The 22,619-nt window shown below is 60.0% G+C and carries 24 protein-coding genes and 1 pseudogene; 10 read left to right on the top strand and 15 right to left on the bottom strand.

The features are described 5' to 3' along the window. The 6 genes from GWQ31_RS02555 to miaB form a co-directional block, all read right to left on the bottom strand. Positions 1 to 88: leucine zipper domain-containing protein (locus GWQ31_RS02555; protein WP_275908567.1), on the bottom strand; the 88-nt coding region annotated here is incomplete at its 3' end. 160 nt (positions 89 to 248) lie between these two features. Then, entirely contained in the window at positions 249 to 1,793 is a 1,545-nt protein-coding gene (gene lnt, locus GWQ31_RS02550; protein WP_275908560.1) for an apolipoprotein N-acyltransferase, read from the bottom strand. Positions 1,794 to 2,071: 278 nt separating this feature from the next. After that, positions 2,072 to 2,956 (bottom strand): CNNM family magnesium/cobalt transport protein CorC, encoded by an 885-nt coding sequence (gene corC / locus GWQ31_RS02545; protein WP_005317320.1) that lies wholly within the window; start codon positions 2,954 to 2,956, stop codon positions 2,072 to 2,074. 95 nt (positions 2,957 to 3,051) lie between these two features. Further along, the gene (gene ybeY / locus GWQ31_RS02540) at positions 3,052 to 3,516 is read right to left on the bottom strand and encodes an rRNA maturation RNase YbeY (RefSeq protein ID WP_219592881.1); all 465 of its coding nucleotides are present in this window, start codon (positions 3,514 to 3,516) and stop codon (positions 3,052 to 3,054) included. After that, a complete protein-coding gene (locus GWQ31_RS02535) occupies positions 3,513 to 4,556 on the bottom strand; it encodes a PhoH family protein (RefSeq protein WP_058393795.1) in 1,044 nt (347 codons plus the stop codon). The genes ybeY and GWQ31_RS02535 overlap by 4 nt, the downstream gene beginning before the upstream one ends. A 56-nt stretch (positions 4,557 to 4,612) precedes the next feature. Further along, positions 4,613 to 6,046, bottom strand: a complete 1,434-nt coding sequence (gene miaB / locus GWQ31_RS02530; RefSeq protein ID WP_005317314.1) for a tRNA (N6-isopentenyl adenosine(37)-C2)-methylthiotransferase MiaB — start codon at positions 6,044 to 6,046, stop codon at positions 4,613 to 4,615. Between the two features lie 267 nt (positions 6,047 to 6,313). On the opposite strand from miaB, the gene GWQ31_RS02525 reads away from it, so the two are divergent. The 5 genes from GWQ31_RS02525 (at position 6,314) to GWQ31_RS02505 (ending at position 10,380) form a co-directional block, all read left to right on the top strand. Next, complete coding sequence (locus tag GWQ31_RS02525) at positions 6,314 to 7,477, top strand: FAD-dependent monooxygenase (RefSeq protein ID WP_275908559.1); 1,164 nt, start codon at positions 6,314 to 6,316, stop codon at positions 7,475 to 7,477. A 65-nt stretch (positions 7,478 to 7,542) separates the two neighbouring features. Continuing rightward, complete coding sequence (locus GWQ31_RS02520) at positions 7,543 to 7,803, top strand: hypothetical protein (protein ID WP_275908558.1); 261 nt, start codon at positions 7,543 to 7,545, stop codon at positions 7,801 to 7,803. Between the two features lie 70 nt (positions 7,804 to 7,873). Beyond that, the gene (locus GWQ31_RS02515; protein WP_275908557.1) at positions 7,874 to 8,440 is read left to right on the top strand and encodes an isochorismatase family cysteine hydrolase; all 567 of its coding nucleotides are present in this window, start codon (positions 7,874 to 7,876) and stop codon (positions 8,438 to 8,440) included. 120 nt (positions 8,441 to 8,560) lie between these two features. After that, positions 8,561 to 9,220 (top strand): cold shock domain-containing protein, encoded by a 660-nt coding sequence (locus tag GWQ31_RS02510; protein ID WP_265462861.1) that lies wholly within the window; start codon positions 8,561 to 8,563, stop codon positions 9,218 to 9,220. 203 nt (positions 9,221 to 9,423) lie between these two features. After that, positions 9,424 to 10,380, top strand: coding sequence for a sensor domain-containing diguanylate cyclase (locus GWQ31_RS02505; RefSeq protein ID WP_275908556.1), 957 nt, complete (start codon positions 9,424 to 9,426; stop codon positions 10,378 to 10,380). On the opposite strand, the gene GWQ31_RS02500 is transcribed toward GWQ31_RS02505, so the two are convergent. Next, positions 10,366 to 11,328, bottom strand: coding sequence for a LysR family transcriptional regulator (locus tag GWQ31_RS02500; protein ID WP_021138186.1), 963 nt, complete (start codon positions 11,326 to 11,328; stop codon positions 10,366 to 10,368). The genes GWQ31_RS02505 and GWQ31_RS02500 overlap by 15 nt on opposite strands. A 115-nt stretch (positions 11,329 to 11,443) precedes the next feature. On the opposite strand from GWQ31_RS02500, the gene GWQ31_RS02495 reads away from it, so the two are divergent. Continuing rightward, a complete protein-coding gene (locus GWQ31_RS02495; protein ID WP_058393800.1) occupies positions 11,444 to 11,668 on the top strand; it encodes a hypothetical protein in 225 nt (74 codons plus the stop codon). Next, positions 11,665 to 12,318, top strand: a complete 654-nt coding sequence (locus GWQ31_RS02490) for an HAD-IA family hydrolase (RefSeq protein ID WP_275908555.1) — start codon at positions 11,665 to 11,667, stop codon at positions 12,316 to 12,318. The genes GWQ31_RS02495 and GWQ31_RS02490 overlap by 4 nt, the downstream gene beginning before the upstream one ends. A gap of 62 nt (positions 12,319 to 12,380) precedes the next feature. Here the strand turns inward: GWQ31_RS02490 and GWQ31_RS02485 are convergent, their stop codons facing one another. Then, on the bottom strand, positions 12,381 to 12,983 hold the full coding sequence (locus tag GWQ31_RS02485) for a nitroreductase family protein (RefSeq protein WP_275908554.1): 603 nt from the start codon (positions 12,981 to 12,983) through the stop codon (positions 12,381 to 12,383). Between the two features lie 307 nt (positions 12,984 to 13,290). Here GWQ31_RS02485 and GWQ31_RS02480 point away from each other — a divergent pair. Next, a pseudogene (locus tag GWQ31_RS02480) lies at positions 13,291 to 13,630 on the top strand (diguanylate cyclase); the annotation flags it as partial. 234 nt (positions 13,631 to 13,864) lie between these two features. Then, positions 13,865 to 14,341, top strand: coding sequence for a YMGG-like glycine zipper-containing protein (locus GWQ31_RS02475; protein WP_275908553.1), 477 nt, complete (start codon positions 13,865 to 13,867; stop codon positions 14,339 to 14,341). 70 nt (positions 14,342 to 14,411) lie between these two features. Here GWQ31_RS02475 and GWQ31_RS02470 read toward each other — a convergent pair whose 3' ends face one another. The 5 genes from GWQ31_RS02470 to GWQ31_RS02450 all read right to left on the bottom strand — a co-directional run bounded on the left by GWQ31_RS02470 (position 14,412) and on the right by GWQ31_RS02450 (position 19,356). Continuing rightward, positions 14,412 to 15,368 carry a D-2-hydroxyacid dehydrogenase gene (locus GWQ31_RS02470; protein ID WP_275908552.1) on the bottom strand — a complete coding sequence of 319 codons (957 nt, stop codon included), beginning with the start codon at positions 15,366 to 15,368 and terminating at the stop codon, positions 14,412 to 14,414. A 126-nt stretch (positions 15,369 to 15,494) separates the two neighbouring features. After that, entirely contained in the window at positions 15,495 to 16,247 is a 753-nt protein-coding gene (locus GWQ31_RS02465; protein WP_021138193.1) for a DUF3530 family protein, read from the bottom strand. A 119-nt stretch (positions 16,248 to 16,366) separates the two neighbouring features. Beyond that, entirely contained in the window at positions 16,367 to 16,933 is a 567-nt protein-coding gene (efp, locus tag GWQ31_RS02460) for an elongation factor P (RefSeq protein WP_021138194.1), read from the bottom strand. Between the two features lie 45 nt (positions 16,934 to 16,978). Continuing rightward, positions 16,979 to 18,181, bottom strand: a complete 1,203-nt coding sequence (gene earP, locus GWQ31_RS02455; protein ID WP_275908551.1) for an elongation factor P maturation arginine rhamnosyltransferase EarP — start codon at positions 18,179 to 18,181, stop codon at positions 16,979 to 16,981. A gap of 131 nt (positions 18,182 to 18,312) precedes the next feature. Then, positions 18,313 to 19,356 carry a GMP reductase gene (locus tag GWQ31_RS02450; protein ID WP_169045575.1) on the bottom strand — a complete coding sequence of 348 codons (1,044 nt, stop codon included), beginning with the start codon at positions 19,354 to 19,356 and terminating at the stop codon, positions 18,313 to 18,315. A 403-nt stretch (positions 19,357 to 19,759) separates the two neighbouring features. Here GWQ31_RS02450 and GWQ31_RS02445 point away from each other — a divergent pair, with 403 nt between their 5' ends. Continuing rightward, positions 19,760 to 20,263, top strand: coding sequence for an ATP-dependent zinc protease (locus tag GWQ31_RS02445; protein ID WP_275908550.1), 504 nt, complete (start codon positions 19,760 to 19,762; stop codon positions 20,261 to 20,263). A 74-nt stretch (positions 20,264 to 20,337) separates the two neighbouring features. Here GWQ31_RS02445 and GWQ31_RS02440 read toward each other — a convergent pair whose 3' ends face one another. Next, positions 20,338 to 21,783: an ATP-binding protein gene (locus GWQ31_RS02440; protein WP_275908549.1), complete on the bottom strand. Its 1,446-nt coding sequence runs from the start codon at positions 21,781 to 21,783 to the stop codon at positions 20,338 to 20,340. A 76-nt stretch (positions 21,784 to 21,859) separates the two neighbouring features. Then, positions 21,860 to 22,549, bottom strand: coding sequence for a response regulator (locus GWQ31_RS02435; protein ID WP_005317257.1), 690 nt, complete (start codon positions 22,547 to 22,549; stop codon positions 21,860 to 21,862). Positions 22,550 to 22,619 lie beyond the last annotated feature (70 nt).

The raw sequence follows: 22,619 nt of genomic DNA, 5'->3' as shown, positions 1-22,619 counted from the left end.
CTTCAACGCGCAGGCCCTGCTCAATGATACGTTGGACAAGAAGCTGTCGACCAAAGACGGTTAATCGGGCATTTTTATGGTTGTTCACTGGGGCACCTCGGATGATTGGTTTGGTTGGCGCCTCCAGCTTTCCGGGAATGCCCCGAGTGAACAACCTACAGAGAGATCACAACTAGCGAAATGAAATGGCAAGAGGCGCCCCATGGGGCGCCTCTTTTGTTGATGTGCGGGTGTCGGAGCGTGCCGGATCAGAGTTCACGGGCCCAGGGATGGGCACGTGGACGCAACGCCAGTGCGAGCACCAGCAGCAGGGCCGTCATGCCGTACAGCGGCCAGTCGCCAAAGCGCAGGTAGGGGGTCGAACCGTGGGCGGGACGTACCTCGGCGCGCAGCACCCCTGCTTCGAACTGCGGGATCTGACCTATGATGCTGCCGTCAATCTCGGTGACGACAGTGATGCCAGTGTTGGTGCCCCGCAGCAGCGGGCGTGCCAGCTCGAGGGCGCGCATGCGGGCGATCTGCAGGTGCTGCCAGGGGCCGATACTGGTGCCGAACCAGGCATCATTGGAAACGGTCAGCAGGAAGTCGGTATCAGGCTGCACATTGCGGCGCACCTCTTCGGGAAAGATGATCTCGTAGCAGATGGCGGCGGCAAACTTGAGCCCCTTGGCAATCAGGTTCGGTTGCTGTTCGTCCCCCCGGCTGAAGGAGGACATGGGCAGGTTGAAGAAGGGGGCTATGGGGCGCAGCAGATCCTCAAACGGCACGAACTCGCCGATGGGCAGCAGGTGGTGCTTGTAGTAGCGGTTCTTGTGCTCATAGTGATACGCCTCCTTGCCGTCAGCGTCCTGCACTCCCATGCCAAGCACCGTATTGAAGAAGCGCTGCTGCTCGAAATCGTAGTGGACTATGCCGGCCAGCAGACCCGTATCGTTCACCTTCATCGCCTTGTCCAGGCTCTCCAGGTAGTTGCCCATCTCTTTCTCGATGGCCGGGATCGCCGATTCCGGCCAGATGATGATGTCGGCATCCTGATTTTCGCGGCTGAGATCCTGATAGGTGCGCACCGTCGGTACCAAGGCCTCCGGATCCCACTTGAGGGACTGGGCGATATTGCCCTGTACCAGAGCTACCTTGACCGGCTCGCCCCGGGTCACCCAGTTGAGCTGCATCAGTCCATGGGCGGCACCGATCAGTGCGACGGGCACCAGCAGCCAGACGGGTTTGCGGTTCTGCCACACCAGCCAGAGGGCGGACGTCGACAGCAGCAGTGCCAGCGTGATGCCCTGCACCCCCAATATGGGGGCGAAGCCCTTGAGCGGCCCGTCGATCTGGCTGTAACCAAACCAGAGCCAGGGGAAGCCTGTCATTACCCAGCCCCGCAGCCAGTCAGCCACCAGCCAGAGTGCCGGGAAGGCGAGCAGCCAGCGGCTCCAGTGACGGCCACTGAAGAAGCGGGCAAAGGCCCAGCAGGCCAGGGCCGGATAGACTGCCAGATAAGCCGAGAGCCCTGCCAGTAATACGAAGGCGACCGGCAGCATGATGCCGCCAAACATGGTCATGCTGACGTGGATCCACCATAGCCCCGGCAGGAACAGGCCCATGGCATAACCAAAACCGCGCCAGGCAGCCTGTTTGGGATTGGCCTTGTCCAGCAGCGCATAGAGGCCGAGCAGGGAAGGGATGACCAGAGGCCAGTAGTCGAACGGCGAGAAGGCCAGGACGGCGAGCGCGCCGGATGCCATGGCAAACAGACTGGTCAGGAGTTTTGATTTCACGGGCGATGATTTCACGGACTATGCAGGCTCGGATTGGACGATAACAGGTTGATTGGCCGGTATCTTAACCTGTAAATGCGGTTAACGGCGAGCCTCCCGGCTGCCTGGGCCTGTTCAAGCAAAAAGTCGGGCTGGAAATGGGAGACAGGTACTGCTAACTCGGGGGAAGGGAGTGCTGTGGTGTCCAGGGCTGGCAGCTTGCCCTGCCACCAAACGGCAAGCGCCCCGACGAGCGGGGCGCTGATGCTTCACGGCAAGATAGCTGCGTGAGGCTTACAGGGCATCAGAGCGATTTATTGCGCTTCAGACTGGGCCGCGACATGGTTGTCGGGGATCTTCACCTGCAACTGCTGCAGGCGGCGCCGGTCGGCGTGCATCACCTTGAACAGGTAACCTTGCAGCTCGATCTCCTCACCCTTTTTCGGCAGGTGGCTGAAGGCGTGCATCACAAGACCGCCCACAGTATCCACCTCTTCATCGCTGAACTGGGTGCCGAAGAAGTCGTTGAAATCCTCGATCTCGGTGAGGGCACTGACTGCGAAGACCCGCTTGCTGATGCGGCGGATCTCGTCCGGCTCATCTTCGATGTCGTCGAACTCGTCATCGATCTCGCCGACGATGAGCTCCAGTATGTCTTCAATGGTCACGAGACCAGAGACACCGCCAAACTCGTCCACGACGATAGCCATGTGATAGCGCTCTTCGCGAAACTCCTTGAGCAGCCTGTCGACCCGCTTGCTCTCGGGCACTATCACGGTCGGGCGCAGGATTTTTTCCAGCTGCAGCGGCTCGCTGGCATGGTGGCCGCCAAAACCGAACGGCAGCAGATCCTTGGCGAGCAGTATGCCCTCCACATGATCCTTGTCTTCGTTGATCACCGGAAAGCGGGAGTGACCTGACTCTATGATCACGGGCAAGATATCGTCCACCGGCTGGGACTTCTCTATGGTGACCATCTGGGAGCGGGGGATCATGATGTCGCGAACGCGCAACTCGGCTATTTCGAGTACGCCTTCAATCATGTCCTTGGTGTCCTGATCGATGAGATCGCGCTCCTCGGCATCCGCTATCACATCCACCAAATCGTTGCGGTCTCTTGGCTCGCCCTGGAAGAGTTGGCTGAGTTTGTCGAGCCAGGTTTTCTTCGGCGAGCCGGTACTAGGGTGATCGTCAGTCATTTTTTCTCTTGGTTACTCGCTTGAACACATTTGGAATTGTTTTGGGTATGTAAGGATGGCCATCGGCTGTTTCAAGGCGATGACGATCCCGTCCTTTACTCTTCGTCGTTCAGATAAGGATCGGCAAAGCCGAGTTCCTGCATGATGTCACGTTCCAGCTGTTCCATCTCCTCTGCCTCGTCATCCTCGATATGGTCATAACCTAGCAGATGGAGACTGCCATGCACAACCATGTGGGCCCAGTGTGCTTCGAGCGGCTTGTTCTGCTCGGCAGCCTCCTGTTCCACCACCTGGCGGCAGATGACGAGATCGCCGAGCAGCGGCAGCTCCAGACCGGGTGGCGCCTCGAACGGGAAGGAGAGCACATTGGTGGGCTTGTCCTTGCCGCGATAGGTGAGGTTGAGCTCGCGGCTCTCCGCCTCGTCGACGATACGCACCGTCACTTCGGCCTCTTCTTGGAAGCCGAGAATGGTGCCGTCCAGCCAGCCTTGCAGCTGTGCTTCGCCGGGCAGACCGTCGGTGTCCGCGCAGGCCAGTTGCAGATCCAGGGTCACACTCATTGGGCACTCTCCTTGTGGGATTTGCTGGCCGCCTGCTCGTCTGCCAGTTTGGCATCGAACGCTTCGTACGCCTGCACTATGCGTGCCACCACTGGGTGGCGAACCACGTCTTTGGATTCAAAGAAGTTGAACGACAGGCCATCGACACCTTGCAGCACTTCCAGCGCGTGGCGCAGACCGGATTTGGCGCTACGTGGCAGGTCCACCTGAGTGATATCACCGGTCACTACCGCCTTGGAGTTGAAGCCGATGCGGGTCAGGAACATCTTCATCTGCTCTGTGGTGGTGTTCTGGGCCTCATCCAGGATGATGAAGGCATCATTGAGGGTGCGACCGCGCATATAGGCGAGCGGCGCCACTTCGATGATATTGCGCTCCATCAGCTTCTCGACCCGCTCGAACCCCAGCATCTCGAACAGGGCGTCGTAGAGCGGGCGCAGGTAAGGGTCGACCTTTTGGGAGAGGTCCCCGGGCAGAAAGCCGAGTTTCTCACCCGCTTCCACCGCAGGACGGGTCAGCAGTATGCGACGGATCTCCTGACGCTCCAGCGCATCCACCGCCGCTGCCACAGCCAGATAGGTCTTGCCGGTACCGGCCGGGCCTATGCCGAAACAGATGTCGTGGCTGACGATATTGGCGATGTACTGGGCCTGATTGGGGCTGCGTGGCTTGATGAGGCCGCGTTTGGTCTTGACCGTCACCTCCTTGCCATAGGGGATGCTTGATGCCGGTTCGTCATCTTGCTCCAGCACTCGCGACTCCTGAATGGCCAGATGCACCATGTCGGGGATGATGTCGGTCACCTTGCCGCCCTTGAGGGGCTGGGTTTCCACATAGAGGTGCTTGAGGATGACGGCCGCCGCATCTACCTGTGCCTGTTTGCCCAGCAACTGGAAGTGGTTGTCACGGTAGCTGATCTCGACGCCGAGACGGCGCTCCAGCTGCTTGATGTTGTCATCGAAGGGGCCGCACAGGCTGGCAAGGCGCTGGTTGTCGGCGGGCTCCAGATGCAGATTCAGGGTCGCTATGTGTCGGCTCAAAATATCCTCGTCTTGACGCAGTGCCCATCCGGCAAGGCCAGATGGGCACGAAGAGATTAGTGGGGAGTGAAGGCGGCCACGCCGAGGGCATCGGGCACATTGTCGGGACGACGAGCCAGGATCTCGCGGGGCGCAGTGGCGATGCGCAGGTTCATCTCATCCTCACCGCGGATAAAGCGACCGCGCAGTGAGTTGGGGCGTACCTCTGTGATCTCCACATCGGCAAAGCCGCCGATGAGGGTATGCGCCCCTTCGAAGTTGACCACGCGGTTGTTTTCGGTGCGACCACACAGCTGCATAGGGTCGAGCCTGGAGGGCCCTTCCACCAGGATGCGCTGGGTGGAGCCCAGCATGGCACGGCCAATCTGCATCGACTGGTTGTTGATGACATGCTGCAGGCGAGCCAGACGGACCTTCTTCACTTCCATGTCGACGTCGTCTGGCATGTCGGCGGCCGGCGTGCCGGGACGCGGGCTATAGATGAAGCTGAAGCTCATGTCGAAGTTGATCTCTTCGATCAGCTTCATGGTGGCCTCGAAATCCTCGTCCGTCTCGTTCGGGAAGCCGACGATAAAGTCGGAACTGATGGTGATGTCGGGACGGGCGGCGCGCAGGCGGCGGATCTTGGACTTGTACTCCAGCACTGTATGCGGGCGCTTCATCATGGTCAGGATGCGATCCGAACCGCTCTGCACCGGCAGGTGCAGGAAGCTGACCACTTCCGGCGTGTCCTTGTAGACCTCGATGATGTCGTCGGTGAACTCGATGGGATGGCTGGTGGTGTAGCGAATGCGGTCTATGCCGTCGATGGCGGCCACCAAGCGCAGCAGCTCGGCGAAGGAGCAGATGCTGCCATCAAAGGTCGGGCCCCGATAGGCGTTGACGTTCTGGCCCAGCAGGTTCACCTCGCGCACGCCCTGTTCGGCGAGCTGGGCGATTTCGTAGAGCACGTCATCCATCGGCCGGCTCACCTCCTCGCCGCGGGTGTAGGGCACCACGCAGAAGGAGCAGTATTTGGAGCAGCCTTCCATTATGGAGACAAAGGCGGTGGCGCCTTCGGCGCGGGGTTCCGGCAGACTGTCGAATTTTTCGATCTCGGGGAAGGCGATGTCCACCTGGGCACCACGGCCCTCCTGGACCTGCTTGATCATGGCGGGCAGGCGATGCAGGGTCTGCGGACCGAAGACGATATCCACATAGGGGGCGCGACTGCGAATGTTCTCCCCTTCCTGAGAGGCGACGCAGCCACCCACGCCGATCACCAGACCGGGTTTGTTTGCTTTGAGCTTTTTCCAGCGGCCCAGCTGGTGGAACACCTTCTCCTGTGCTTTTTCGCGAATGGAGCAGGTATTCAGCAGCAAGACATCTGCCTCTTCGGGCTCTTCGGTCAGCGTGTAGCCATTGCTGGCATCTAACAGGTCGGCCATCTTGGACGAGTCATACTCGTTCATCTGGCAACCCCAGGTTTTAATGTGAAGTTTCTTGCTCATTGCTTCTCTTGACTTGTGTTGAAATCGGCATGGTCAAAGGACCGGGCATTTTACTCCGCAATCTGGATACTGCCTAGCTAATATCCAGTCCGCCATGGGGGGCTTAGCCCCGGAGCCTGTCCGTATGGGCATGGGCTTTCTCCTTGATTTGGCGCAGCAATTCGCAATGTGTCTCACTGTTTCTACCGGTCCCTTGCGGTATCATATCCCCATTCGGTCCGGCCCCGCCTACCCTGGTCCGGTGCGTCCCTTTTCAGGAATCAAGTTATGGAACAGTGTGATATCGCCATCGTCGGCGCTGGCATGGTCGGCGCCGCCACCGCCTGTCTGCTGGCGGCACAGGGCCTCTCCATTCGGGTCATAGAGACTCAATTGCCCGAGCAATACGCCCCCGAGCAACCGCTGGATCTGCGGGTTTCCGCCATCAGCCAGGCCTCGGTGGCGATGCTGGATCAGGCCGGAGCCTGGTCGCACCTGCAGCATATGCGGCTCTGTCCCTACCGCCGGCTGGAGACCTGGGAGCTGGATGGCTTTGCCACCCGTTTCGACGCGGCCGATCTCGGCCTGCCCCAGCTTGGCTACATCATAGAAAACCGGCTGGTGCAGCTGGCCCTGCTCAAGAGGATGGAGGATTTCCCCAACATCCAGACCCACACTCCGGCAGCGGTGATGAGCCTGCGTCAGAGCGCGGATGAGGCGGTACTGACCCTGGACGACGGCACAGAGCTTTGCGCCCGCTGGGTGCTGGCCTGCGATGGTGCGGAGTCCCAGATGCGCCGGCTGGCTGGCATAGGCGTGTCCCGCTTCGAGTATCGCCAGCACTGCATGCTGATCAACATCGACACCGAGTTTGCGCAGGAAGACATCACCTGGCAGCAATTTACCCCGAGTGGCCCGCGCGCCTTCCTGCCGCTGCCAGGCCAGCACGGATCCCTGGTCTGGTATGACAATCCCGCCCGCATTCGCGCCTTGTCGGCCATGAGCAACGAGAAGCTGGGGGAAGAGGTGCGCCGCCACTTTCCAGCCCGGCTCGGCGGCTTCAGCGTCACGGCCAAGGGGAGCTTCCCGCTGGTGCGGCGCCACGCCAACGACTATTACGCCGGTCGGGTGGTGCTGCTCGGCGATGCCGCCCACACCATCAACCCGCTGGCGGGGCAGGGGGTCAACCTTGGCTTCAAGGATGTGGCCTGCTGGACCGGGTTGCTGGCAAAAGCCGGTGCCGACTGGCGTCAGCCGGCTCTGGCGGAGCGTTACGAGCGCCGCCGTCGCCCCGACAATCTTTTAATGCAGTCGGGGATGGATCTCTTCTACGGTGTGTTCAGCAACGAGATAGGACCGCTCAAGCTGGCTCGCAATCTGGTCCTCAATCTGGCGGACAAGGCAGGCCCGCTCAAGGAGATGGCGCTACGCTACGCACTGGGGCTGGTTTGACAGGTAGCTGCCAAATAGATTTGGCTGGGATGAGTTGCTTATTTAAATGTTGGTGAGCTTTAATTATGAAACTATTAGATGGTGAAATAGTTTTTATCCAAATTGTTGCAACGGTAGCTATATTTAGCATCGCTTATTACTTCTTTGGTTTATGGGGGGTTGTAGGCGTTATCATACTGATTGTATGGGGTTTATATTCTTTATATCAAGACTCCCTTGCTGTGGCGAGGAAGAGAAAAGAACAGATGGGTATATATGTGAGAGAACAGGAACTGTTAGCTGAGATTCAAAGGCTAAAAGATGAACTGAAGAAAGATAACATATAGAAATAAGCTTTAAGAATATTTTTGCTATCTGCAATAGAATGCCAAGTAATTAAAAGTTGAATATTAGGTGATGAAAAAAGCACTGCTGGTGATCGATTTTATCAACGATATTGCCCATCCCGACGGGCGCATCGCCACCTCCGCAGCCCATGTGGTGGAACAAGACGCCATCGTCCATGCCAATCAGGCGCTGGCCCATGCCCGCGCCCACGGCTGGCTGGTGGTGCTCATCAAGGTGGGGTTTGACGGCAATTCTATGCTGCAACCCAAGGACTCGCCCATGTTTGGCCGGGCCAAGCAGTTTGGGGCTCTGTCGCTTGCCGATAATGGCACCGACTTTCACCCCGAGCTGGATGTGCAGCCCGGCGATCTGGTTCTGACCAAGCCCAGAGTGAGCCCCTTCTATGGCACTGCACTGGAACCGGCCTTGCGGGCCAATCATATCGATCACCTCTATCTGTGCGGTGTCAGCACTTGCTGGGCCATTCAGGCGGCGGCGCGGGAGGGGCATGATCGAGATTACGCCATCACCATACTGGAGGATGCCTGTGCGGCAGCGGATACCAATGAACATCACCATTCACTGCGCCAGCTCGGTCGTATTGCCGAGATCATCAAGGTGGCCCAGCTGGCGTGATCTCGCTGGTCAAGGCTATTTTCGCTCACTATTTTGAGATTTTCCCCCTGATCCCTCTGTTGAGTTGGCGCCGTTTTAGGGCAACATGGTGTCAGCATTGATGGCCACAAGGATGAGGGCATGCGTTATCAGGGACGGATCGCGAGCTGGAACGAGGCGCGAGGCTTCGGCTTTATCACGCCGGAGCAGGAGGGGGGCGAGCAGCAAGGGAGCGAACTGTTCGTGCACATTTCGGCCCTGCAATCCGATGGCTCGCTGCCCAACGTCGGGGAGCGCGTCTCCTACCAGCTAGGCACTGGCAAGGATGACAAGCCCAGAGCCGTGCAGGTGTTCTTTCCCGACAGACCCTTGTCGCTGGCGGACGGGTTCAATCCACCTTCTGCATCCCCCCGGCTCGGCAGAGAGACCAGCACCCGATCGTCACAACCGGCATCACCCAGACCTGGATCCCGCCCTCGCCCCGCCTATCGCCACAAGAGCAGCTGGCGTGGCAAAGTGATCCCCCTGCTGCTGGTGGTGGGATTGTTCTCCCTCTACTCCCGTTTTTCGACCGACTCTGTGGTCCCCTTGCCGGTTTCCTCCTTCATTGGTGATGAAGGCAGTGCCTCCCGTAGCACGCCACAGACTCCTGCTCGCCGCTATCAGTGCGATGGTCGTGAGTATTGCTCCCAGATGACCTCTTGCGAGGAGGCTACCTGGTTCTTGCGACATTGCCCGAACACCAAGATGGACGGAGAGGGGGATGGGGTGCCCTGTGAACGGCAGTGGTGTGGTCACTGAGGCTGGCCTGCCCGATTTCCGCTGCTAATATTCACCGCTTTTTTCATGCTGATGCACCATATCGGATAGGGTAATACTGGGCCATGCCCTGTCTGTTCGTTGGCGCCACCTTATGTTGGCAAGGTGACGGATGGCGGCTTTACTTCTAGTGCTGACTCGTTTGTTGCCGTATATGCCGTTTATTATTTTTCAGGATCATGGTCATGGTGGATTACTTTCAGGGCTCGTTGTTTCACTTTTCCGAACGGGCGCAGTACCTGGCAGCCTTGCTGAACTCGCTGGAGGACCAGATCGCCGTGATTGATCGGGCTGGGGTTATTCACTACACCAACCTCGCCTGGAACCGGTTTGCCGAGCAAAACGGCATGCCAAAAGGGTATGACTGGCTGGGTATCAACTACTTGCGGGTGTTCGACAGCGCCGTCGAGCCGCTGGTGCTGATGGCGGCAGAGGGGATCCGCCGGGTGCTCTGTGGCGAACAGGACCATTTCCATCTGGAGTATCCCTGCCACAGCCCGGATATACAGCGCTGGTTCATGATGCGGGTCTCCCCCGTGCTGGGGGTGGATGTCGAGTTTTATATCATCACCCATATCAATATCACTGAGCGCAAGTTGCTGGAGCTGGATGTGACCCACCTCTCCCAGCATGATCCCCTGACAGGTCTTGCCAACCGGCGCCTGTTCAACAGTTTTCTGCATAACGAGTGGCGCCGCAGCATGCGGGAGCGCACGCCCATCTCCTTCATCATGCTCGATCTGGACAACTTCAAGGCGTGCAACGATCACTTCGGCCATCAGGTTGGAGATGATCTCTTGCGGCAGGTGGGTCACCTGCTCAACGCCTTTTGCCAGCGGCCTGCGGATCTGCCAAGCCGGTTCGGGGGCGATGAATTTGCGGTGGTCCTCGGCAATACCGGCAAGGAGGCAGCCTTGAGGATGGGGGAGGCGATTCGCCTCGGGATCAAGGAGTTGAGTATTAATGAGCTGGGCGATGCCCGGCTCAGCGCCAGTATCGGCATTGCTACCCAGCTTCCGGAGCGGGTGCTGGTCTCGGAAGATGAGCTGCTGGCCGCTGCCGACATGGCTCTCTACACGGCCAAGAAGGAGGGGAAGAACCGTTGCCACAGCGTGGCTTGTCTCTCATTACCCAACCCTTGAGTGAAGGCCACATTCGATAATGGGACCGTGGCGAGGCTTTATCCCTTCTGACTCTGCCGGCTGAGGTGCGGGATGTGCCGCCATGACCAGCTGCAGGAATCGATCGCGAATGGGATCGGCAAACTCGGAATTCCAGACCAGACTGATTTCCCACTCTGACTTTGGCCCGGACAAGGGGTAGAGGGTGACGCCTTGGCCCGCGATAAAGCTGACGCTGCGTGGCAGTATGGCGTTGCCGATCCCGGCGGCCACCAACGCGACCAGTGTCTGTATATCCTCTGCTTCCTGAACTATGGCGGTCAGCCGGTTGGCGCCAAGGAAGCTGGCGATCTGCTGGCTCAGCCCAGGACAACGATGGCCGACCATTTGCAGCAGGGGCTGGTTGGCGAGCGCCCACTCAACGTCGAAGGTGGCCGGATCCGGCCCCGTCATCTGGCTGGGAACGGCCAGCACCAGCCGGTCGGTCAGCAATCTGTACTCTTGCAATTGAGGGGCCTGTGGTCTGCGCATGAAGCCCAGTTGCAACTGACCCGACAGCAGACGCTCATGCTGGGTGGCTGAGGTCATGTCCTGCATATGTACCATCACATCGGGTACCTGCTGCTTGAAGCGGGCGACCAGCGAAGGAGCCAGCGCAAAGCTGGACAGCCCGAAGCCGATCTTGAGCCGTCCGGCAATGCCGCTCGCCAGCGCCAAGGCATGGCGTTCAAATCCCCTGCCGTGCTCGACCAGTGCGCTGGCCTGGGTGAGCAGCTGGGTGCCGATGGCAGTCAGTTGGGCGCCATGGCGACCCCGGTTGAACAGGGTGCTGCCAAGGGCCAGCTCCAGCCCCTGGATCTGCTTGGTCAGCGCCGGCTGGGTGATAAACAGCCGGCTGGCAGCCTCCCGGTAGTTGGTGGTCTCGGCCAGCATCACGAATGCCTGCAGTTGCCTCAAGTCGAATTTCATTCCGTTTGGTTATCCAATGTGGCGATTAATTGATTATAAATTATCTAACTGCCTTGTTCTAATGGTCTCGTTACGGGCCATTTGCCCGCTCTGACGTGCAACAAGGAGCCATATCATGTCTACCGAACGCTATCTGTTTCTGATCAAGGGAACCCTGGTGATGGCCCAGCCACTGGCTGCGCCGGAGACGGGAGAACTGCTGACCAGCCTGCTGCAACAAGGCTTCGTCGTCGGGCCTTTGCAAGTGTGGGCGAGCAATGCCGAGCAGGCGTTGGCCTGTTATGAGCAGAGTGCCCAGCAGCGGGCCTTCAGCAATGTGCTGGCTGGGGCTTCGTCATGACCCGGCTCACCCTGCGGGCTGCGGCCCTGTTGCTGGACATGGATGGCACCCTGGTTCACTCCACCGACGAGGTGGAAACCGTGTGGCGGCTCTGGTGCCGACGTCATCAGCTGGCCCCTGAGCCCGTGCTGGCGATGTGCCACGGTTTGCGCTCGCGGGAGGTGATCAGGGCCCTGGCGCCGCAGCTGGACATGGCGCAGGAGGTCGCCCTGCTCGATGAGCTGGAGATCCATCACACCGGGCGCGGTGAGGCCATCATGGGCAGCCGGGCTCTGCTGACCCGCTTGCCAGCCGAGCGCTGGGCGCTGGTCACCTCCGCCAGTCAGAGGGTTGCCCGCCATCGGCTGGAGAGTGCCGGTTTGCCGCTGCCTACCCTGTTGGTGGCAGCGGAGGACGTGGTTCATGGCAAGCCGGACCCCGAACCTTATCTGCTGGGGGCCGAGCGGCTCGGGGTTGCCCCCGCCGACTGTCTGGTGTTCGAGGATGCACCGGCTGGCATACAGAGCGCCCTGCGAGCCGGCTGCGCCGTGGTGCAGGTCGGAGGCAAGCGGTTGCTGGATCCGGCCGTCATAGCCGTGATCCAGGATTGGCGTCAGGTGAGTGTGGAAGAAGACGAGAAGGGTATGTTGCAGGTTGGTCTGCTGACCTGACGGGCGTCTGGAAACAAGCAGCCCCCGACCAGCGGGGGCTTGAAGCGGATGTGGGGTCCGGGTTATTTGAAGACGCGAAACCGCACTGCATCATCCATGAAGGTCTTGTCGCCAGCCGGTTGCTCGATGCTGCCAAAAGGCATCTGGGCGCGCAGCAGCCAGCTGGCGGGCAGGTCCCACTCCTTGCGCACCGCTTCGTCGATCAGCGGATTGTAGTGTTGCAGGGAGGCGCCAATCTTCTCCTGGGCCAGGGTGGTCCAGGCCGCAAACTGGGCGATGCCGGTAGCATGTTCCGACCAGATGGGGAAGTTGTCGGCATACAGCGCAAACTTCTGCTGCAGATCCTTGATGACATCCGTATCCTCGAAAAACAGCACTGTGCCGAACCCTGCGCGGAAGCTGCCATCTACCTTGGTTTCACTCTGGGCATAGGCGTCCGGTGGCACGATTTTCTTCAGCTCGGCCTTGACGATATCCCACAGCTTGTGGTGCTGGGCGCCAAACAGTATGACGGCGCGGGAGCTCTGGGAGTTGAAAGAGGAGGGGCTGTGCTTGATGGCATCCTGGATCAGGGTCGTCAGCTGCTCCGGCGTGTGAGACACCTGGTCGCCCAGGGCATAGATGGTACGACGTACTTTGATCTGTTCGATAAACGGACTGCTCATAACATCTCCTTTGTTTGACAGATAATCGCATTCGGTGGTCGTTGCAAGGCCATCCGGCTCCGATTGTGCAAGCTATAGACTATAACACTCGCTTCCTCCTTAACCGTCAACGCCCAGTTGTCACTGTTTTTACTCTCCGTGGATATTGGTTGGCAGGGAAGAATGAGCCGCCTCACATTCTGGCGTTTTTAATCCATAGGCGGTTCTCCAGCCGATTTCTATCGACTATTGCTCCTGTCTTTTCACCACAAGTTCGGTTCACATCGACTGTTTCAGTGGCAGCGTGATGATCAAGCGGGTGCCCAACCGGGTAGGCGAGCTGCTGACTGCCGAGCCTGGCACCGGCGCCGTCTATCGGATCGGGGGGACGAGTTTGCTGCCCTGCTGCCGTGGGAGCGCCACGAGCGGGAGTCACGACTGCATCATCTGCTTGCGCGGGTACGCAACCAGCAGTGGCTGGAATCCAGGCACAGGTCACCCTGAGCGCGGGCGGTGCCCACTACCCGGAGGATGGCCTCTTTTTGTTCGAGCGAGCCGACGAATGCCTCTACCAGAGCAAGCGACCGGGTCGGGATCGCTGGCATCGCTCTCCATCCTCGGATACTGGCGGTGAGCCTGTATCCCCTGGGGTGACAATATCTGTCTGATCCCTGCATGCCCGCGCCGGGCTGCGACAGCCTGACGTTGGACTAAATACCGTTCACCTTGTGCCGAACTGAGATTTTTTATCTTTATTTTCATGGTGTTAATTTTTGATTTTTCTTCCTGACGTCTTGCCGGGATTCCTTTGTATCAAATGTCAGGCTGTTTGCGCTACTGGCGCGGCAGGTGGCCATTTGTATAGTGCAGGGGAAATTAATCAGGTTTGACAGGAGTACCCCATGGAGATGAAAAAGCGCGGCATGAGTGCCCTGGCCCTGTTGGGCTCGCTGCTGCTGATGAGCGGCGCTGTGCAGGCCTCGGAAACCCTCAACACCATACTCGGTGGCGGTGCAGGCGGTGTGGCGGGCACCATGATTGGCAAAGAGCTGGGGGGCGATACCGGAGCCCTGGTCGGTGCGGCACTCGGCGGTGCGGCCGGTGGCGCCGCCACTGCCAATAAGGGAAACAAGAATGAGGCTGCCCTGGGTGGCGCCGTCGGTGCACTGGGTGGCGCGGCCATCGGCAAGAGCGTCGGCGGCAGCACAGGCCAGCTGATCGGTGCCGGTGTCGGGGGGGCCAGCGGCTCTGCCATCGGTGCCAAGACGGGGGATGGTCACAAGAGCAATAACAGCCGCTACGACGACGATGATCATCACTACAAGAAACATAAGAAGCACAAAAAGCACAAGAAACACAGATGGCACGACGATGACTGATGTCAGCCTTGGTGCGTGCTGGCGACAAATAGAGGAAGGGGCCAACAGGCCCCTTTTTGCATGATGTGACTCAGACCAGCCGGTGCTGGCGTCGTTCCTCGGCAAAGGCGTTTATATTGTCGATCAGCTGATCCGCGAGGCGCTGCATCGACTCCTCGCTGGCCCAGGCCACATGGGGCGTCAGGATGAAATTGGGGTATTGCAGAGCCTGCATCAGCGGATGATCCGGGGGCGGCGGCTCGACGCTCGCCACGTCGAAACCGGCGCCGCCGAGGCGACCGTTGGCCAGCGCCTTGAGCAGTGCCGCTTCATCCACCAAGCCGCCACGGCCCACGTTGATGAGCAAGGCGCCCGGTTTCATCAAGGCCAGCTCCCGTTCGCCGATCAGGTGGCGGGTGTAGGGGGTGAGCGGGCAGTGCAGGCTGACCACATCCGAGCTTTGCAGCAGCGCATCCAGCGGCAGCCGATCTTCGTCGTGGCTGGCGCCTATCTGGCTCTGGGCGTAACGCACTATCATGCCCATCCCCTGCGCCCGTTCGCCGAGCCCCTGACCCAGGGTACCTTTGCCTATGATGCCGAGCTGCTTGCCGTGCAGATCCATGATGTTGTGGTCGAAGAAGCAGAACTGGCCGCTCTGCTGCCAGCGCCCCTCCAGCAGGGACTGGCGCCAGGCAAACAGGTTGCGCGACAGGGCCAGCATCAGTGCCATGGCGTGCTCCGGCACAGAGGGGCCCGAGTAGTTGCGGATGTTGCACACCCCGACGTTGGCGGCCCGGCATGCTTCCAGATCCACGTTGTCGCTGCCGGTGGCCGCCAGGGCGATCAGCTTGAGATCCGGCAGTTGTGCCAGCTCGGTGGCGCCGATGCGTACCTTGTTGATGATGGCGATGCTGGCATTCTTGAGCCGCTCCACCACCTGCTCGGGGGCCGTGCTTGGATGGCTCTGCCAGTGATGGGGAAAGTCGGGCCGGTGCAGTGTGATGCCCGCATCCAGGGTATCGCTATCGAGAAAAACTATCTGCTGCATGACGCCTCCTGACATTGGAGCCGTCATGATGCCAAATATGAGCGCCAGGGAGCCAGCCCGAACGCCGTCAGTGGTGAATCAATGGCGCTGTCTGTGACGCTGGCGGCATTTTGGGGGCAGGCGAGGTCAGAGCCAGCCGAGGTGGGTGAGCCAACCCTGAATGCGGGTCGGTGTTTCATCCAGCTCCATCAAGGCGTAGGGGCGGTAGTTGAGCTTGTGGCTGCGGCGGCTCTCGCTGCGACGAGCTTCGGCGGCCAGCAGTGGCCAGCGCCCTCCCTCTTCCTGATAGAGATCCAGGGTCGGCATGGTGGCCTGGGCTACCTGCTTGGCCAGGGTCTGGTTACTTTGCACATTCGGGAAGAAGCCATCGAGCAGCACCAGAGCATCGGGCGCGGGCACTTGCTCGCTGGCGATGAGATTGGTGGCCCAGGCGGCGCTGGTGCCCTGAGCCAGTATCAGCTTGAAGCCCCCTTCTTGCAGCTTGGCATCCCCTAGCTTGATGATGCGGGCGGCAAACTGCTTGCGAAAGTCGTCGATGGCCTGCTGTTTCTTCTCGGCGGCGGGGTCCAGCTCCGCCTGTTGGGGAGAGGGAAGCAGCAGCAGGGTATCGAAGCCGAGCCGGCCGAGGGCCCGGGTCAGTTGCCACAGCTGGCCGCTGCGCTGCCAGTCTGGCAGCAGGATCGCCAGCCCCACATAGCTGTCGCTGTCGTGCTTGGCGAACAGCACTGTCTGCTTGTCGATCTGGGTGCTATCGGGCAGCCCTTGCCAGTCGCTGTTCTGCCAGTAGTCGAGGGGGGCGGGTGGTGTGACTTCGCTGGCCTGCGAAGCACCGCTTGCCAGCAGGGTCAGTAACAGCAGTGATAAGGATAATCTGGCCATAGTGCGCTCCCCGGTTAACTGGGTTAGCGGCGGCGGGCCGGTTTTCTGAAGTGCGGCCAGGGGATCAATAAAAAAGCGAGCCGATGGCTCGCTTTTTTGCATTCAATTCAAGGGGTCGATCAGGAGAGACGACGCTTGAACTCGCCGGTACGGCTGTCGATTTCGATCTTGTCGCCGATCTCTACGAAGGCGGCAACCGCCAGCTCGTAGCCAGTGCCCTTCAGGCGGGCAGGCTTGGTCACTTTACCTGAGGTGTCGCCACGGGCGGCCGGCTCAGTGTACTCAACTTCGCGAACTATGGTGGTCGGCAGTTCTACGGAGATGGCTTTCTCGTTGTAGAAAGTCACTTCGCAGATGTCTTCCATGCCGTCTACCAGGTAGTTCAGCACGTCACCCAGGTTGTCTTTCTCGACGTCGTACTGGTTGTACTCGGTATCCATGAAGACATACAGGGGATCGGAGAAGTAGGAGTAGGTGCACTCTTTACGCTCCAGCTGAACCACGTCCAGCTTGTCGTCGGCCTTGAATACGGTCTCGGTCGCGCTACCGTTGAGCAGACCCTTCAGTTTCATCTTGACCACGGCGGAGTTACGGCCGGATTTGTTGAACTCAGCCTTCTGGACCACCATCGGCTCGGTGCCGATCATGACTACGTTACCAGCGCGGATTTCCTGTGCGGTTTTCATGTAAAAAATTCCTGTTCGTGAAACGGACGGATAAAAACTGCCAGATTATATACGGCTTTCCAAAAATTTCACCAACCGCGTGACGAGATCCCCGTCCTCGAGCAGCTTCTGTGACCAGCTTCGCGCATCTTGCTGCCAAATGGCGCTATATCGGGGCCATTGGGCCCAAAGTTTGCTGGTATCTTCCCCCAGGTTGAGGGCGTGGTTGAAAGCCCGCAACCATTGGGCAGCCTCCGGGGGAAAGTCCGCCAGATAGTGATCGAGAAAACCCTCCAGCTTGACCATATGGGCCTGCTCTTCCTGCGGGTAGATGTGCCACAGGAAGGGGCGGGCGGCCCACTGTGCCCGCACGAAGGAGTCCTCGCCGCGCACCAGATTGAGATCGCAGCTCCACAGCAGCCGGTCGTAGCCTGCCTGATCCGTCATGGGCAGCAGCTTGATGGTGAGACTGCCCGCGTGCAGCAGATCCCCCGCCTTGGCGGTGGCGATGGCGCTCGCAAGGCCGGCGCCGCGCAGCACGTCATTGAGCGAGCGCCCCAGCGGCAATAGCAAGGTGACGGGGGTTGGGCTCTGGCACCAGCCCTCAATCAGGCTCACAAGCGCCTCGCTCTCGTAGGTAAAGAGGCTGACTCTTAGCTCATTGTCCCTTTTGGGCGGCAATCCCAGGCTGGCCCAGTAGGCGGCAAGGCCAGTATCATCCTGTTGCCATTGGTCACGTTCGGCGATGAGCCCCTGTTCGCACAAGAGGCCGCCGGTTCTGGGGGTGAAGCCCGGGAAGAAGAAGTATTTGTTGAGGCTCAGGTCGCCGAGGCTCTGGTTAACGAGACGTTGCGGCGAGGCGAGACCGTGGCAATCCTCGACCCAGCTCTCGGCCGAGAGGTACTCCAGATTGATCCAGCAGGGGGGCTTGGGTTGGCTGGCCATGCGCTCGATAAAGGGCGCGGGCAGTTCGCAGGCAAACGCCTCTATGACCACCTTTGCCGGGATCACATCCGCCGGCAGCGCGTCGTGCCAGTGCTGGATATAGATGCCCTGTTGCCACTGACCATCCAGCGCGGGATCGAGCCCCGGACAGATGCGGGCGAAGCTGGCCAGATCGTCCACCCAGAGCCTGACGCTACCCTGGTCTTGCTGTTTCAGCTGACGAGCGAGCCGCCAGGTGACGCCTATGTCGCCGAAGTTGTCCACGACGCAGCAGAAAATATCCCAGTCGAATGGCGGTAGTTTGAGTGGCGAAGAGGTTGTCATGTGAGGGCACCGATGGAAAAGAGATACAAAAAACCGGTGTGCAGGGTAGCACACCGGTTGGCTGGCTTCTAAGGGACTGCCGTCAGCCTGCCTGGCTCATCGCGTTGCGATGGCAGACAGCAGGGGCAGGTTCATTCCTTGCCGTAGACGTTGTTCTCTTGCTCGCGCACCCGGATGAAGGTGGTGCGCTTGGTGAGCTCCTTGAGCTGGCTGGCACCCACGTAGGTGCAGGTGGAGCGCACGCCGCCCAGGATGTCGCGCACCGTGTTCTCGACCGGGCCGCGGTAGGGCAGCAGCACGGTTTTGCCCTCGGAGGCGCGATAGTCGGCGACGCCGCCGGCGTGTTTGTCCATGGCGCTGGAGGAGCTCATGCCGTAGAACTTCATGAAGGGGGTGCCATCCACGTCCACCACTTCGCCGCCGCACTCCTCGTGGGCTGCCAGCATGCCGCCCAGCATCACGAAGTCGGCGCCGCCGCCGAAGGCTTTGGCCACGTCACCCGGGCAGGTGCAGCCGCCGTCACCGACGATCTGGCCACCGAGGCCGTGGGCCGCATCGGCGCACTCTATGATGGCGGAGAGCTGGGGATAGCCGACCCCTGTCTTGACCCGGGTGGTACAGACCGAGCCCGGGCCTATGCCGACCTTGACGATGTCGGCACCGGAGAGGATCAGCTCCTCGACCATCTCGCCGGTGACCACGTTGCCGGCCAGGATGACATGGTTCGGGCAGGCTTCACGGATCTTGCGCAGGAACTCGACGAAGTGCTGGGAGTAGCCGTTGGCCACGTCCACGCAGATGAAACGCAGGGCGGTTGACATGGCCAGGATCTGGCGGGTCTTGGTGAAATCTTCAGCCGAGGTGCCGGTGGAGACCATCACATGGCCGAGCAGGGCCGGATCGGTCTCGTTGACGAAGGCTTGCCACTGCTCAAGGCTGTAGTGCTTGTGTACCGCTGTCATCATCTCGAAGCCTGCCAGTGTCCTGGCCATGGCGAAGCTGCCGACGGTATCCATGTTGGCGGCGATGACGGGAACGCCCTGCCATTGGGTCTGGGTGTGCTTGAAGGTGAACTGACGGGTCAGGCTGACTTGGGAACGGCTCTTGAGGGTAGAGCGCTTGGGGCGGAACAGGACATCCTTGAAACCGAGCTTCAAGTCTTCTTCGATACGCATTACGAATTCCTTATTGAGCCTTGTTGAAAGTCACTTTTGCAGTGGTCAATTTTCGGCAGGCGCAAAAAAACCGGCGGTTTTCAGGGCCTCCGGTTTACAACAGTGTAGGCAAAAATCCCGCCAGAACAAGACTGATAATTCACACATCATTGTGGTAGCCTTTGGCGTCACAACCTGAGCGCAGCCTCAGGTGTCATCCAGCACCACTTTTTCTCCGAACGCTTCCGCCAGTTAACGCTTTAAAAGAATCCCTTTATGGCCTGAGGTCGTGATCCTGACGCGGGCAGCTCGAGCGCCGTGCTCACCGGCATGACGCCGCGTTTCGTCAGTTGACAGCAGGCGTTTCCATCCCCACTCTTGGCCTCTCGGGCCCTTGTCGGCCCTGATCTGACGAGGAATGAAGATGCTTGTATTGCGAACCATGACCTTGCTGCTGGCTTGCCTCTCCCTGCCGGGAACGGCATGGGCGGCAGCGTCCCCTGCCGTGTATGGCTGGATTGAGAAGGGACTGATCATGCCAGGCGGTGTGGCGGTGAAGATGAAGCTCGATACAGGCGCACTGACCTCTTCAATGGATGCGCGGGATCTGCACCACTTCAAGCGCGATGGCAAATCCTGGGTGCGCTTTACCCTGCAACTGACCGATGCCAGCACCGACAAGTCGGTGAGCCAGACGCTGGAGCGTCCGGTGGAGCGCATGGTCAAGGTGCGAGGCGCCGGTGGCATGGAGCAGCGGCCGACGGTGACCATGTCCATCTGCCTGGGGGACAAGGTATACAAGGAGTGGTTCACCCTGCGGGATCGCAGCAAGATGATCTATCCGGTGCTGATTGGCCGCCGCCTGCTGGCGGAGCTGGGTGCTGTGGATTCGAGCCAAACCTTTACGGTGAAGCCCGCTTGCCGTTGAAGGTTAGTGTGAATGTCATGAACAAGGAAGTAGAGGCTCCGGCTTCCACTTTTTATTGATGCGCCTTGCCGGCTTTATGCCAAGGTACGCAGGGGCGGAGCAGGCAGCCGCACGCTGACTTCCAGTCCCCCCTCTGGCCGGTTGTGGATGTCCAGGTCTGCGCCGTGCAACTGGGCGATGCGCGAGACGATGGCCATGCCGAGCCCGACCCCGTCACCTTGCTGGGGATTGACCCGAAAGAAGCGTTCACACAGGCGCGACAGAGCCGCAGTGGGGATGCCGGGGCCTGTATCGCGGATATCGATCCTGACCCGATTGCCCTCCTGCTGCACCTCGACAGCGATCTCGCCCTGGGCCGGGGTGTAACGCAGCGCGTTGTCGATGAGGTTGCTGAACATCAGATCCAGCAGTGTGCTTTGACCCATCACAGTCAAGTGCTCGGCTCCTTCCAGTGACAGCTGCTGGCCCTTTTTAAGGGCGATGGGCGCCAGCGTGGCCAGTGTGCCTTGCAGCAAATTCCCCAGGTCAAGTTCGGTCAGCTCCAATCCTTGCTGGCTGTCGATGCGCGCCTGGGTCAGCAACTGGCGGATCAAGCGATCGCTGCGATCGAGCGCCAGCAACATCTTGTGAAGTGACTGCTGGCGGCTGGCGTCATCCTCGGCGGCCAGCGCATTCTCGCTGTGGATGCGCAGTACCGCCAGCGGCGTGCGCAGCTCGTGGGCCGCCTCGTTGGTAAATTGCTTCTCCCGCTCTATGGTGTCGGCCAGAGCGTGCATCAGGCGGTTGATCTCGTCGGTGAGCGGGGTCAGCTCCTGGGCGCGGATCTTCAGGTTGAGCGGGCTCAAGTTGGCAGGATGACGTTCGCCTATGGCCTGTGCCAGCAGTCGCAGTGGCGCCAGGCCACGGGAGATGAGCCACCATAGCAGACCGAGCAGGAAGGGCAGCGTGATGAGCAGCGGCAACATGGCAAGGGTAGCCATCTTGCTGGCCAGTTCACTGCGCTCGTCATCCCGCTCCGCCACGACGAGCCAGGTATGCTCGTTCTGGTTGTAGAGAGTGAAGGTGCGCCATTGATGCCGGTCTTTTTCTACCGTGTTGAAGCCGGGAGCCAGCTCGACCAAGGGCTGGTTCGGGGCGCTCGGGGAGCGCAGCAGTATGCCGCCTTGCTCATTGAGCAGCTGAAAGTAGAGATTGCGCTCGAACTCGTGCCCAAAGGGGGTCAGCTCCCTGTCCTCTCCTCGCAGATTGAAGCTGGTGTCCTTTTGCCACTGGTCCGGGTTGTGCTGTTCCCACTCTTCATAGACGGTGCCGTTGGCGGGCAGGGCGCTGTGCTGATCCAGATAGCGGCTGAGCAGCTGGTTGGTGATGCGGGAGGATTGAGCGAGACGAGCATCGAACAGCTCCTCCATCTCGTGGCTCGCTTCCAGATAACCGATAAGGGCGCTGATGGCCAGGCTGGTACTCACCAGCGCCAATATGCCGGAGAGCAGAAAGCGGCGGATGGAGCGGGGGTGATTCATGCAAAGGGCTCCCTGTGCTGTGGCTGCTCAGAGTCGGGGGATATGTTGCCGCTGCTGCGAGCTGAACCAGGGCGACTCATGCAAGGTGACCTTTGTGCTGTGACTGTTCAAGCTGGGGGACTATGTAGCCGACACCGCGAATATTGCGGATGAGGTCGCTGTAGAACTTCTTGCGAAGATGGTGGATATGCACCTCCACCGCATTGCTCTCGGCGCCTTCATCCCAGCCATACAGGCTCTGCTGCAATTGATCCTTGCTCAGTACCCGGCCGCTCTGGGTAACGAGCTCCTGCAACAGCTTGTATTCGTGGGGGGTGAGCTTGACCGGTTCGCCCCGATAGGTGACCTGTTGTGACTCCGGGTGGATGAGGATGTCGCCGTATTCGAGCACAGCCTGGGCTTGCCCCTTGCTGCGCCGCACCAGGGCACGAAGGCGGGCATTGAGCTCCTGCAGGGCGAAGGGCTTGACCATGTAATCGTCGGATCCCGCATCCAGCCCCAGCACCCTGTCGTCCAGGGCATCGCGGGCCGTGAGGATCAGTACCGGCAGCACCTGGCCTTCCCGGCGCAACTTGCGCAGCAAGCTGATGCCGTCGATGTCCGGCAGATTGAGATCCAGAATGAGGGCGGCGAACTCCTCACTCTTGAGCACAGACAGGGCGGGCAGCCCCTGCTGCAGCCAGTCCACCGTGTAGCCACTGCTGCGCAGGGCATCCACCATGCCATCGCCCAGCATCACATCATCTTCTACCAGCAGGATCCGCATTGTGTTCCCCCTTGCTACCTAGTTCATGGTTTACGCCAGTGACGTAAACGACGCTGCCCACCAGTATGCA

Source organism: Aeromonas sp. 2MA4, from assembly GCF_029237305.1.
Taxonomy (GTDB): domain Bacteria; phylum Pseudomonadota; class Gammaproteobacteria; order Enterobacterales; family Aeromonadaceae; genus Aeromonas; species Aeromonas salmonicida.
Note: the sequence above shows the minus strand (reverse complement) of the source record. Positions and strands in the feature narration are given on the sequence as shown.